Source organism: Acidovorax sp. ACV01 (assembly GCF_014851495.1).
Lineage (GTDB): Bacteria > Pseudomonadota > Gammaproteobacteria > Burkholderiales > Burkholderiaceae_C > Acidovorax > Acidovorax radicis.
Genome location: NZ_JACUZT010000007.1, coordinates 28,773 through 41,466 on the forward strand (window position 1 = coordinate 28,773; position 12,694 = coordinate 41,466).

The window sequence follows — 12,694 nt, forward strand, 5'->3', positions numbered from 1 at the left end:
GCCCACCTATCAATGGCATTTGGCGAGCACAAGCGAAGGAAACAAGCGCATGGAAAAGATCTGGCTCAAGAGCTACCCCCCGGGCGTACCGCACGACGTGCAGCCCGAGCAATACCGCTCTGTGGCCCACCTGCTGGAAGAGTCCTTCCGCAAACACGCATCGAGCCCGTTTTCGGTCTGCATGGACCAGTGGATGAGCTATGGCGAACTGGAACGCCACTCGGCGGCCCTGGGTGCCTACTTGCAAAGCCTGGGCCTCGCACCCGGTGCGCGCGTGGCCATCATGCTGCCCAACATTCCGCAATTCGGCGTGACCATGGCCGCCGTGCTGCGCGCGGGCTACACCTGCGTCAACGTGAACCCGCTGTACACCGCCCGCGAGCTGGAGCACCAGCTCAAGGACTCGGGCGCCACGGCCATCGTGATCCTGGAGAACTTTGCGCACACGCTGGCCGAGGTCATTGACCACACGGCCGTCAAACATGTGGTGATGGCGTCCATGGGCGACCTGCTGGGCTTCTGGTTCGGCAAATGGATCACCTTTGCCGTGCGCCATTTGGCCAAGATGGTGCCCGCCTACGAACTGCCACTGACGGGTGGCCGCAAGGTCGTCACGTTCAAGAAGGCGTTGTCGCTGGGCGAGCACAAGTCGCTCACCCCGAGCCAGGCCACGCTCGATTCGATTGCCTTCCTGCAGTACACCGGCGGCACCACGGGCCTGTCGAAAGGGGCGGTGCTGACCCACCGCAACATCGTAGCCGCCACGCTGCAGGCCGAGGCCTGGTTCACCCCGGCGCTGTCCAAGGTGGGTGACCTCAGTAAAGCCAACTCCATCGCCGCGCTGCCGCTGTACCACATCTTCGCGCTCACGCTGTGCCTCTTGGCCATCCGCCAGGGCTCCAGCCTCACGCTGATCCCCAACCCACGTGACATTCCCAAGTTCATTGCCGAGCTGAAGAAGCGCCCCTTCCACATGCTGCCCGCCGTGAACACGCTGTTCAACGCGCTGCTGCAGAACCCGCAGTTCAAGACACTCGACTTCTCGCACCTGTGCGTGTCGCAGGCTGGCGGCATGGCGGCCAGCGAAGGCACGGCCAAGCAGTGGCAAAAGGCCACGGGCAGCACCATGATCGAAGGCTGGGGCATGAGCGAAACCTGCGCCATCGGCACCAACAACCCGGTGACCAACACCGAGTTCAGCGGCACCATCGGCCTGCCGCTGCCGGGCATCGACATCGCCATCAAGGACGACGCAGGCAACAGCCTGGCCCAGGGCGAGTCGGGCGAGATCTGCATCCGCGGCCCCAACGTGATGACGGGCTACTACAACCAGCCCGAAGAGAATGCCAAGGCTTTCACGCCCGACGGCTTCATGCGCACGGGCGACATCGGCATCATGGACGCGCAGGGCTATACCCGCATCATCGACCGCAAAAAGGACATGATCCTGGTGAGCGGCTTCAACGTGTTCCCGAACGAGCTGGAGCAGGTCATCAGCCTGTGCCCTGGCGTGGTGGAATGCGCGGCCATCGGCATCCCCGACGAGAAACAGGGCGAGGCGATCAAGGTGTTCATCATCAAGAACGATCCCACGCTCAGCGAGGAAGACGTGGCCCGCTACTGCCAGGAAAACCTCACCGGCTACAAGCGCCCCAAGTACATCGAGTTCCGCGACGAGCTGCCCAAGAGCAATGTGGGCAAGATCTTGCGGCGCGAGCTGCGCAAAGCATAGCTCCTGAACGGATGAGCGGCTGCACCGCTCCAACTCCGCAGCCGCACGACCCACACAACAGGCCCAGCGGCGAAGGCAGGCACACCGCTTGATCCTGCCGACCTTGTCGGCGAGATGGCTACCCCGGCATCGTCAAAGCAGTGCACGCTGGGCTCCACCAGCCCCTAGCCGCAATGGACTGCCCCCCCTCCCGACCGGACTGGCGTTTGCGGGTCTTGTTTTGAGCCACGCTGCAGCTGGTGGGGAGAACCCGCATGCGGCCCAGGTGACACCTCGCACCCAAAGATAGCCCGCCAACACCACAGGTTCTCGTTGGAAGCCAAGGCCAGACCGGGGCATGCCGATCGGACGCTGCGGCCAAACCCGTCCTTGTGGCTCCAGTGACGCCACCCCTCTCACAAAATCACGCCCCTGCGGCACCTCACGGCGCAACCAATGCTACATTGCGCACGCTTGACGGCGAGTCCCCCGGCATTGTCATCAAGCCCGCTTCGACCACCCGAACCATCCCGCCAGACAAGCCGCAGTCTCCGCATCGTGAAGTTCCTTCTTCTGGACGACCATCCCCTGTTCCGCCAGGCTCTTAAGTCCATCACACAGCGGCTCGACCCCGCTGCGACAGTGTTCGAATGCGCGTCGTACGACGAGGCGCGGCCTTTGCTCGGCGACGATGTGGACCTGGTGTTGCTCGACCTGCGTCTGTCCGGGCTGGATGGGATGCAGGTCCTCGCAACACTGCGATCACAGCACCCGGCTTTGCCGGTGGTGGTGGTGTCGGCTTCGGAGGACAAGCACGAAGTCATGGAAGTGGTGCGCCTTGGCGCCCTCGGCTTCGTTCCGAAAGCATCTTCTGCCGAGGTCATGGAGCATGCCCTGCGACTGGTGCTGTCAGGCAGCATCTACCTACCTTCGCACATCATGCCGGACTTCGAGGTACCAGCCGCCCCGCAGAGGGACAGCGCACTCGACCTGACCGAGAGGCAGATGCAAGTGATGCGGCTGATGGCGCAAGGCGAGTCGAACAAGCAGATCGCGCGCAAATTGAACCTTGCCGAGAACACCGTCAAGGTACATGTCACAGCCATTTTGCGCGAGCTGAACGTCAGCTCGCGGGCCCAGGCCATCGTGGCGCTGTTCCAGCGCGGTGATGGCCCGTCCTGAAAATCGGGGCATGCACAACGCCACTGGGTCAGCACGGATACGCGCCGAGCAGGTGCGGCTGATTTACCGAAACTACCCGTTCACGCTGAGCGCGAATTTTGTCTTGAGCGTGCTCATGATCGGAGCACTGTGGGGTGATGTGCCAGCGGGGGTGCTGCTCGGATGGGGTGCGTTCAGCGGGACCATCACCATGAAAGGCGCCTGGGACTTCCTGCACTACCGGCGCGCACTCTCAGGCCCAACACCGACCGCCGTCGACGTCGCAGCGCGCCGTTTCGGGGAAATCGCGTGGTGCACGGGGGCGATGTGGGGGGGCGCCGGCCTCTCGCCATTTCTTGTGGCATCCCCCCACGTCCACCAGGTCCTTTTCCCGGCCATCACAGGCATGGCCTTCGGCGGTGCTGCGTTCCTGTCCACCGACCGGAGGCTGTTCTATGGCTACATCGTGCCCATGTTGGGACTCACGCTGGTTGGCGTGGCAGGCATGGACGAGGGCAACAGACCGCTTTTCATCGGGCTGACGCTGGCGCTGGCTTTTGCCACGCTGGCCTTCGCACACAACGTGCACGCCATGATCCAACGCTCTCTGGTGCTGCGGTTCGAAAACATGGACCTCATCGACGCCTTGAAGCTGCAGAAGGAACAGGCCGACTACGCCAATTTGTCCAAGTCCCGCTTTCTCGCGGCCGCAAGCCATGACCTGCGCCAGCCAATGCACGCTCTCGGCCTGCTCTTCGAATCATTGCGGCCACACATTGCCGACGAACCCTCGCAACACCTGGTGCAGAGCATCACGACCACCATCCATACGCTGGAGGACCTGTTCAACGCCCTGCTCGACATCTCCAAACTGGACGCCGGCGTGATCCAGTGCGATGTGCAGGCAGTGCTCCTGCATCGCACATTGGCGCGGATCGAGGCCGAGTTCCGTCCTGTGGCCGAACGCAAGGGCCTGCGTTTCGCGATGCACGCACCGGCGCAAGGTGTCGCCGTCCGCAGCGACCCGGCGCTGCTCGACCGCATGGTGCGCAACCTCGTGAACAACGCCATCCAGCACACCAGGCAAGGGACGGTCCTCGTGGCCTGCCGCCCACGGGCAGGCACCGTGCTCGTCCAGGTACGCGACAGCGGGCCGGGCATTCCCCCGGAGCTGCACAAGGAGATCTTCCAGGAGTTCTACCAGATCCAAAACCTTGAGCGGGACCGCAGCAACGGGGTGGGGCTCGGCCTGGCGATCGTGGAGCGCCTCAGCCGCATGCTGAACCACCCGGTATCGCTGCGCTCATCCCCCGGCTGCGGCTCGACCTTCACGGTCGAACTGCCGCGCTCCGCACCAGGCCCGGCGGCCGCAGCAACGCCGATGGCGCAGGCCATCGACAGTCTGCAGTCGCTGCGCGGGAGGTCGATTGCCGCAATCGACGACGACCCCATCGTGCTCGACAGCATGCGCGAGCTCTTCGTGCACTGGGGCTGTTCGTTGACGGCGGCAGCCAGTGCGGACGAGCTACTGGCAAAGTTGACAGCGGAGGGCATCGTGCCCGAAGTCGTGATCAGCGACTACCGCTTGCGCAATGGGGAAACCGGTGCACAGGCCATCGCCAGGGTTGTGTCCTTTTGCGGACACCCCATCCCCGGTGTGCTGGTCACAGGGGATACCGCGCCCGAACGGCTTCGGGAAGCCGCGCAAAGCGGCCACGCAGTCCTTCACAAGCCAGTGCGCCCCGGAAAGCTGCGCGCGCTGCTGCTGCACTTGCTCGATGGCCCATTGCCATGACGTGGTCGGGCTGTTTTTTCAGCCTTGCAAGGGGGCTAAGACTTAAGTAGTAACCGTTCAGTGCAATGGTTTCGCAGGCCGCTTTCGTCTGAAATGCGGGCATGAACAACTCATCCCACGCGCCCCGCTGCCTCCTTGCCCAACTTGACGCTCTGAACGAGAGCCTCGCTGCCGGGCACAGCCCACAAGCCGCAGGGCGTGGCACCGGTGGGGACCGCAGCGCACGTCGACGTCCCACGTACACCATGGGCCGGTGTCTGCCCTCGCAGTCACCAGCGCGCGGCGCGCAATGACAAGCGGCGTGCGCGGCGCTCCCGGGCGCGCGGTGGTCGCCACCAGCCTTGCCCTGACTCTGCTCCAGATCAGCACCATCCACGCCTCATGGTTGCTGGCCATTGTGTTGCCGGTGCAATGGGCGTTGATATTCCGTCCCATCGAACGCAGTGAATGGGCCATGTTCGCCATCGTCGGCCCCTTCTTCATCGCACAGAACTACATGGCGCTGCGCGCGGGCGCGTTCGCATTCCAGCAGCAGGATTTCCTGCTCATGCCCTGGCACGAACCCCTGCTGTGGATGGGCTGGTACCTGCACATCGTCCGCTTCGTGGCCCCGCCTGCTCAGGAGGTCCCGCTCAGCCGGTCCGCATGGTTGGGGTTGCTGGCCACCGTGCTCGCGTTCTCCGTGTTCGGTGGCGACGTCCGCGCCCTGACCATCGCCACTTCGGTCTCCTGCGCGGTCTTGATCGCCTTGTTCCACACCCGCGGCGATTTGTTCTACGGCGTATGTGCAGTGTTGCTCGGCGTGCTGGTCGAAGGGGTCGGCGTGGCGAATGGTCTGTGGTCCTACCCCGATCCAGGGTCCACGCCGATCCCCTTGTGGTCATTCATGATGTGGACGTCGGTTGGCGTGCTGGGCCGCCGCTTCGTCGTGCCTTTGGCCGAATGGCTGGCGTCCAAGGGAGAACGGCATGCACAGCCGTGACGACACCATGACCCTCCAACACTGGGTCCACGCCCTCAAGAAGCGCTGGCAACCGCTGGGGGGCACCGCTACACGCACCCCACCCCACAACCCCGCTGGTGAAGCTCCGCAGAGTACGCTGTTCATGCGTTCGGGATTCTCGGCGGAGCTCAAGAGCAAAGGCTTCAAGATCAGGATCGCCAGACGCCCTTCGGTGCTGCAGGATGCCCTGGGCTTGTTGAATCGCCGCTATCGGCAACGGGGCTACGGATTCCAGACTCTGACCATGTCACCCGAGCGCATGACCATCGTGGCGTATGAAGGCCAACAAGTGATCGGTACGCTCACGGTCCAGCTCGACCACGGCCGGGGCTTGTTGTCTGACGAGTGTTTCCGCGAGCAGCTGGACCGATTCCGCGCCGACGGCGCGGCCCTGTGCGAATTCACCAAGCTAGCCACCGCGCCCCAGGCGCCAGCGCCTGCCACGCTGGCCTCCATGTTTCATGTGGCATTCATCTTCGCGCACCAAGTCAGCGGCGCCACGCACGCGGTGGTCGAAGTCAACCCCAGGCACGTGAGCTTCTACACGCGGGTGCTGGGCTTCGCCCCGCATGGCACACCACAAAGCAATCCCCGCGTGAAGGCGCCAGGCGTCTTGCTGGTCGCCGACTTTCAGCACATCGGCCAACAGCTTCTCGCGCGCAATGCCCACGGCAGCGGCTCGGGCGAGACGCCGCCGTTTTTCTCGCACAGTTTCTCCAATGCGGAAGAAAAGGGCATCCGAAACCGCATCAAGACCTCGCTGACGAGGCTGGAGAACGAAGTATGAGTGCGCTACCGCAGGCCGTGGCGGAGTGGCGCACCTTGCTGGGAGCCAACTGCGTGCTGCCAGCACAGAGCGCGGACGCACTGTACGGAGGGGGCGGCGCGCTGAGGATCCCGGCGGCTTTGCGCCCGACACAGGCGCAAAGCGTGCAGGAGATTGTTCGCATTGCATCAAGGCACCGCATCAGCCTCTATCCCGTCAGCACCGGAAGGAATTGGGGCTATGGGGGCGCCAGCCCCCCTTCGGAGCACTGCGTCATCCTCGATCTCTCCTTACTCAACCGCATCATCGCGGTGGACGCAGAGTCCGGCACCGTCACCATAGAGCCCGGCGTTACCCAAGGGCAGCTGCGCGCGCATCTGGACGGGTTGGGTTTGCCTTTCATGGTTCCCACCACCGGTGCCGGTCCCAGCGCCAGCCTGGTGGGCAATGCCCTGGAGCGGGGGTATGGAATCACCCCGCGCGCGGACCATTTCGACGCGGTGATGACGATCGAAGCCGTCCTCCCGGATGGCCGCCTCTACCGCCCCCGCCTCGCAGCCCTCGGCGGCAAACGCATCGGGCAAGGCTACAAGTGGGGCATTGGCCCTTACCTCGACGGGCTGTTCTCACAGTCGAACTTCGGAGTCGTCACGCAAATGACGATCGCACTGGCTCAGCGCCCCCCGCATGTGGAAGCTTTCTACGTCTTCCTCAACAAGGAAGAACAATTGCAGCCAGCACTGCTGGCGTTGCGCGGGCTGCTGCGCACAACTGGCGGAGTCATGGGGGGCGTGAACATCCTCAACGGCTACCGCCTGGCGTCTATGACCTGCCCCTACCCTGCGGACGTGCTGGCGCGTGGCACACCGCTGCAGGCAGACGAACTGGCCGGACTGCTGCAAGCCCACGGTCTGGGTGCGTACGTGATCATCGGCAGTGTCTATGGTGAAGCGCCCGTCGCCCGCGCGGCCGTCGCGGCGATCATGCGTGGCTTTGCCCATTGCAGCAGCCGCCGCGTCAGCCTGACCCGCCGCAAGGCCGACATCCTCTGCCGCCTGGCCAGCCGCTTCCCGCGGATCGCCTCGCGCCTGGGCTTGGGTCCAGACCATGCATCGCGCATGCTGAGCGCATTGAATTTGATGGAGGGCATTCCCGACGATGTGGCGCTGCGCCTTCCCTACTGGAAATCGGGCGCTGCGCTGCCCGGCGACCTCCCACGCGCCCTGCTGAGCGGCGAACGTGGCCTGATCTGGTATTCCCCGCTGGTCCCGATGACACCCGAGGCCGTCGTCGCCTTTCAGGTCATGGTCACCCGGGTCTGCCTGCTGCACGGCTTTGAGCCCCTGATCACCCTTACCAGCCTTTCTGACCGCTGCTTCGACAGCTCTGTCCCCCTGCTCTTCGACGGCCGCTCAGCCGCCCAGAAAGAACGCGCCCACCGCTGCTTCGACATGCTGTTCGACGAAGGGCGCCAACTCGGCTTTGTGCCCTACCGCATGGGCTCACAGTTCTTCCACAAACTGGAAGCGGAAAACGACCCCGCGCTGGCCCTGGCCCGCAGCCTCAAGCAGTGGCTGGACCCTGACAACATCATTTCCCCGGGCCGCTACAACCTCTGACCCGTCCGTCCTTGCTCAGCGCCGGGCTGCACGGCTGGTGCCCTCTCAAAGAATCATGGATCCATCAATATTCATGCGACCCCATCAGCGCGGCAAGACTCTCTACAAACTCCTTGGAGCGATCGTCGGCCTGTTCTTGATCATCTCGGGCTTCAACGAACGCTCTGCGCTCTCCAGCGTTCAAAAGCATGGCAAGCGAGCCATCGTGGACTCCATCTCGCAGTACACGGAATTCAGGAAAGGCGGCTCATCGACGTACACAGCCGAGTTCCGCTTCAAAACGGAAGATGGCCGACAGATCACGATGAAACACAGTTTTCCGGAGGAGGTTCTGGCGGGCTTCAAGGCATCCAAACCCGTAGAAGTCGTGTACCTGCCGTCTGATCCGAACACCTTTGTCTTTGCGCACCAGAAGGCCTCCTGGACACTCGTGTCCATCGGTACGGCAATTTTCCTGGCCGCACTTCTTTTGGTTTGAGCGACGACGGGATGGCAAGCGGCCGCAGCGTTTTGGCAAGACAAAAGCGCCTTGTGTCTACCCGATCCGCACCAGCTGCGCCAGGCGACGTCTGCGCAACAGGCCGCCGCTGACTGGCTTTTCTTTGGAGCCTCCACCGGCCTGCACATGAACCGCACTCTTCAGATCGCCCCACGGATTCGGGTTTTTACCCATTAGCAAACGTTTGCGCAAACGTTTGCTTTAGATATGATCACCGGGCGACAAGACAACCAGATCGCAAAACCGGTGCTTTTCGTCGGTCAACGCACTGCGCCCGCCGCGGTCCGGCCGCCTTTCTCGTCCACCATTCCAACAGGAGACAACCCATGCAGTTCACCCGCCGTTCCGTTCAGACCGCCGCCGCCCTTGCCGTTGTGGGCAGCCTGCTGGCCAGCCCTGCGTTTGCGCAGGACAAGCCCAAGATCGCGCTTGTCATGAAGTCGCTGGCCAACGAGTTCTTCCGCACCATGGAAGACGGCGCCAAGGCGCACCAGAAGGCGCACGCCAGCGAATACACGCTGGTGGCCAACGGCATCAAGAACGAGACCGACACCGCCGCGCAGATCAAGATGATCGAGCAGGCCATGGCGCAAAAGGTCAGTGCCATCGTGCTGGCCCCGGCCGACTCCAAGGCCCTGGTGCCCGTGGTCAAGGCCGCCATCGACAAGGGCATCATCGTGGTCAACATCGACAACCAGCTCGATACCGATGCGCTGAAGGAAAAGAACATCACCGTGCCGTTTGTGGGCCCGGACAACCGTGCGGGCGCCAAGTTGGTGGGCGACCACCTGGCCAAGACGCTGAAGGCTGGCGACAAGGTCGGCATCATCGAAGGCGTGTCCACCACCTTCAATGCGCAGCAGCGCACCCTGGGCTACCAAGACGCCATGAAGGCCGCGAACATCACCGTAGTGGGCGTGCAATCTGGCAACTGGGAGATCGAAAAAGGCAACACCGTGGCCGCCGGCATGATGCGCGAGCACCCTGACCTTGTCGCCCTGCTGGCCGGCAACGACAGCATGGCCCTGGGTGCCGTGGCCGCCGTGAAGGCTGCAGGCAAGACCGGCAAGGTGCAGGTGGTGGGCTACGACAACATCGGCGCCATCAAGCCCATGCTGGCCGATGGCCGCGTGCTGGCCACCGCCGACCAGTACGCCGCCAAGCAGGCCGTGTTCGGCATCGAGCTGGCCCAGAAGGCCCTGGCCGCCAAGACGCCCCAGGCGCAGTTGCCTGCAGCCGTCAAGACGGATGTGGTGCTGGTGACCAAGGGCAGCAAGTAAGTAGCAACCAGCAGAGAAGCCAGAGAGCGGCGAAAAAAACGCTTCTGGCGTTGTTGCCGTGTCTTGTCGTACTACCCGTACTGACTGCGACACGGTGCCTCGCCAGCACCGTTTCGCTGAGCTTTGTTCGCCGCCCAAAGAATGAACGCCACTCCGCGGCCCGCCTCAGCGAACCCCACCATGCCAATCCCCTCCCCCGCTTCCCAGTCCACGCCCTTGCTCGCCATCCAGGCCGTGGGCAAGGACTACACCGCCACGGTGCTTGATGGCGTGAATGTGGAGCTGTTTGCGGGCGAGGTGCTGGCGCTGACCGGCGAGAACGGCGCAGGCAAGAGCACGCTGTCCAAGATCCTGTGTGGGCTGGAGCAGCCCACGCGCGGCGGCATGTTGCTCGGCGGCCAGACTTACACGCCCACCTCGCGCCGCGATGCCGAGCGCCAAGGCGTGCGCATGGTGATGCAGGAGCTGGGCCTGGTGCCCACGCTCACCGTGGCCGAGAATTTGTTGATGGGCCGCATGCCCCACCGCCTGGGCTGGCTGCAGCGCGATGCGCTGCATACGGCTGCACGCGCGCAGCTGGCCAAGATCGGGCTTGACAGCATCGACCCCGCCACGCCCGTTTCGCAGCTGGGCATTGGCCAGCAGCAGATGGTGGAGATCGCGCGCAACCTGCAGGACGACACACGCATCCTGGTGCTGGATGAGCCCACGGCCATGCTCACGCCCCGCGAGACCAATTACCTGTTCGAGCAGATCGCACACCTCACCGCACGCGGCGTGGCCATCGTCTATGTGTCGCACCGGCTCGAAGAGCTGCGCCGCATTGCCGACCGCGTGGCCGTGCTGCGCGACGGCCGCCTGGTGGACGTGCGCCCCATGGCCGGCATGAGCGAGGACGACCTGGTGCAGCGCATGGTGGGCCGCGTGGTGAGCGACCTGGACCACCGCCCACGCCGCCCCGTCGGCCCGGTGGTGATGAGCGCCGAAGGCTTGGGCCGAGGCAGCGCCGTGCAGGACGTGAGCCTGGAACTGCGCGCGGGCGAGATCTTTGGCATTGCCGGGCTGGTCGGATCGGGCCGCACCGAACTGATCCGGCTGCTGTTTGGCGCCGACCGGGCAGACCGGGGCAACGTCACTCTGCACCCCGAATTTGAACAAAAACAGGCCCTGGCGCTTGATGAACAAGCGCCATCAGCTACGAAAAACATAGCAAACAAAAACCTGAGGGCTTCCCAGGCCGCACCGCGCACGATCCCGCGTGGTTTCGCCTCCCCTCTGCAGGCCATCGCGGCAGGCGTGGGTCTGGTCACCGAAGACCGCAAATCCCAGGGTTTGCTGCTGGCGCAGCCTATTCGCATCAACGCCACGCTGTCCGACCTGTCGGCCGTCTCGCGCGGCGGCTGGCTGCAGCGTGGGCTGGAAAACCGCCTGGTGCAAGGCTTTGTGCGCACGCTGGGTATCCGCTGCCGCAGCGCCGAGCAGCCCGTAGGCCAGCTCTCGGGCGGCAACCAGCAAAAGGTGGTGTTTGCCCGCTGGCTGCACCGAGAAGGCCGCGTGCTGCTGCTGGATGAACCTACGCGCGGCGTGGACGTGGGCGCACGCGCCGAGCTGTATGGCGAGCTGGACCGCATGGCCTCCGAAGGCCGCGCGCTGCTCATGGTGTCATCCGACCTGCGCGAGTTGATGGCCATGGCCGACCGCATCGGCGTGATGAGCGCCGGCCGCCTGGTGGCGGTGTTCGAGCGCGGTGAGTGGTCTGAACAATCCCTGCTGGCGGCGGCGTTTTCCGAGCCCGGTGGCCGCACCGGCACAACCCCGCCAACCCCTTCCACCCCTTCTCCTGTCACCGCATGAACGCCCCCACAACGTCTGCCGTACCCGCCACGGCACCTTCGTCCGCCTCGGTTTGGCGCAGCCAACTGGGCACCTACCTGGGCCTGCTCGCCGTGCTGGCAGGCATGGTGGCGCTGTTCTCGTCGCTGTCCGACTACTTCTGGAGCGCCGAGACCTTCATCACCATCGCCAACGAGATCCCGGCCCTGGCCGTGATGGCCGTGGGCATGACCTTTGTGCTCATCATCGCGGGCATCGACCTGTCGGTGGGCTCGGTGATGGCACTGGCCGCCGCCACCTCAGCCGCCGCCATCCTGCAATGGGGCTGGACCGTGCCTGCCGCCGCCGCCCTGGCGCTGGCCACGGGCCTGGTGTGCGGCACCATCACGGGCGCCATCTCGGTGGCCTGGCGGCTGCCGTCGTTCATCGTGTCGCTGGGCATGCTCGAAGCCGTGCGCGGCAGCGCCTATGTGGTCACCGATTCGCGCACGCAGTACGTGGGCGACGCCATCTCGTGGCTGTCGGCACCCTTCTTTGGCGGCATTTCGTTCGCGTTTCTGCTGGCCGTGGTGCTGGTGGTGGTGGCGCAGCTGGTGCTGTCGCGCACCGTGTTCGGCCGCTGCGTGGTGGGCATCGGCACCAACGAGGAAGCCATGCGCCTGGCGGGCGTGGACCCGCGCCCCATCCGCATCATCGTGTTTTCCATGACCGGCCTGCTCGCGGGGCTGGCAGGGCTGATGCAGTCGGCCCGGCTCGAAGCGGCCGACCCTAACGCAGGCACCGGCATGGAGCTGCAGGTGATCGCCGCCGTGGTGATTGGCGGCACCAGCCTCATGGGCGGGCGCGGCTCGGTGATCAACACCGCCTTTGGCGTGCTCATCATCGCGGTGCTGGAGGCAGGCCTGGCCCAGGTGGGCGCCAGCGAGCCCAGCAAGCGCATCATCACGGGTTTTGTGATCGTGGCGGCCGTCATCGTGGACACGCTGCGCCAGCGCCGCGCCGCCAGCTGAACCTGTTTCAACACACC

General features: G+C 64.6%; 10 protein-coding genes. All 10 read left to right on the forward strand.

Annotated features, from left to right (window positions below; genetic code table 11):
- Nucleotides 1-49: 49 nt before the first annotated feature.
- Entirely contained in the window at nucleotides 50-1,732 is a 1,683-nt protein-coding gene (locus tag IB243_RS19625) for an AMP-binding protein (protein WP_057271970.1), read from the forward strand.
- Nucleotides 1,733-2,269: 537 nt separating this feature from the next.
- The gene (locus IB243_RS19630) at nucleotides 2,270-2,893 is read left to right on the forward strand and encodes a response regulator transcription factor (protein WP_192428843.1); all 624 of its coding nucleotides are present in this window, start codon (nucleotides 2,270-2,272) and stop codon (nucleotides 2,891-2,893) included.
- A gap of 10 nt (nucleotides 2,894-2,903) precedes the next feature.
- Entirely contained in the window at nucleotides 2,904-4,667 is a 1,764-nt protein-coding gene (locus tag IB243_RS19635; protein WP_192428844.1) for a hybrid sensor histidine kinase/response regulator, read from the forward strand.
- 253 nt (nucleotides 4,668-4,920) lie between these two features.
- A complete protein-coding gene (locus IB243_RS19640) occupies nucleotides 4,921-5,649 on the forward strand; it encodes a DUF2878 family protein (protein ID WP_192428845.1) in 729 nt (242 codons plus the stop codon).
- Nucleotides 5,636-6,457, forward strand: coding sequence for an N-acetyltransferase (locus IB243_RS19645; RefSeq protein ID WP_192428846.1), 822 nt, complete (start codon nucleotides 5,636-5,638; stop codon nucleotides 6,455-6,457). The genes IB243_RS19640 and IB243_RS19645 overlap by 14 nt, the downstream gene beginning before the upstream one ends.
- The gene (locus IB243_RS19650) at nucleotides 6,454-8,055 is read left to right on the forward strand and encodes an FAD-binding oxidoreductase (protein WP_192428847.1); all 1,602 of its coding nucleotides are present in this window, start codon (nucleotides 6,454-6,456) and stop codon (nucleotides 8,053-8,055) included. Before IB243_RS19645 ends, IB243_RS19650 begins: the two co-directional genes overlap by 4 nt.
- A gap of 55 nt (nucleotides 8,056-8,110) precedes the next feature.
- Nucleotides 8,111-8,533 carry a DUF3592 domain-containing protein gene (locus tag IB243_RS19655; protein ID WP_192428848.1) on the forward strand — a complete coding sequence of 141 codons (423 nt, stop codon included), beginning with the start codon at nucleotides 8,111-8,113 and terminating at the stop codon, nucleotides 8,531-8,533.
- 347 nt (nucleotides 8,534-8,880) lie between these two features.
- A complete protein-coding gene (locus IB243_RS19660; RefSeq protein ID WP_192428849.1) occupies nucleotides 8,881-9,834 on the forward strand; it encodes a sugar ABC transporter substrate-binding protein in 954 nt (317 codons plus the stop codon).
- 180 nt (nucleotides 9,835-10,014) lie between these two features.
- Nucleotides 10,015-11,688 (forward strand): sugar ABC transporter ATP-binding protein, encoded by a 1,674-nt coding sequence (locus tag IB243_RS19665; protein WP_192428850.1) that lies wholly within the window; start codon nucleotides 10,015-10,017, stop codon nucleotides 11,686-11,688.
- Nucleotides 11,685-12,677 carry an ABC transporter permease gene (locus IB243_RS19670; RefSeq protein WP_192428851.1) on the forward strand — a complete coding sequence of 331 codons (993 nt, stop codon included), beginning with the start codon at nucleotides 11,685-11,687 and terminating at the stop codon, nucleotides 12,675-12,677. Before IB243_RS19665 ends, IB243_RS19670 begins: the two co-directional genes overlap by 4 nt.
- Nucleotides 12,678-12,694: the final 17 nt, after the last annotated feature.

What these genes read in the sequence shown, in the direction of transcription:
- IB243_RS19625 (WP_057271970.1), top strand. Translation starts at nt 50, where the DNA reads ATGGAAAAGATCTGGCTCAAGAGCTACCCCCCGGGCGTACCGCACGAC.
- IB243_RS19635 (WP_192428844.1), top strand. Translation starts at nt 2,904, where the DNA reads ATGCACAACGCCACTGGGTCAGCACGGATACGCGCCGAGCAGGTGCGG.
- IB243_RS19645 (WP_192428846.1), top strand. Translation starts at nt 5,636, where the DNA reads ATGCACAGCCGTGACGACACCATGACCCTCCAACACTGGGTCCACGCC.
- IB243_RS19650 (WP_192428847.1), top strand. Translation starts at nt 6,454, where the DNA reads ATGAGTGCGCTACCGCAGGCCGTGGCGGAGTGGCGCACCTTGCTGGGA.
- IB243_RS19655 (WP_192428848.1), top strand. Translation starts at nt 8,111, where the DNA reads ATGGATCCATCAATATTCATGCGACCCCATCAGCGCGGCAAGACTCTC.
- IB243_RS19660 (WP_192428849.1), top strand. Translation starts at nt 8,881, where the DNA reads ATGCAGTTCACCCGCCGTTCCGTTCAGACCGCCGCCGCCCTTGCCGTT.
- IB243_RS19665 (WP_192428850.1), top strand. Translation starts at nt 10,015, where the DNA reads ATGCCAATCCCCTCCCCCGCTTCCCAGTCCACGCCCTTGCTCGCCATC.
- IB243_RS19670 (WP_192428851.1), top strand. Translation starts at nt 11,685, where the DNA reads ATGAACGCCCCCACAACGTCTGCCGTACCCGCCACGGCACCTTCGTCC.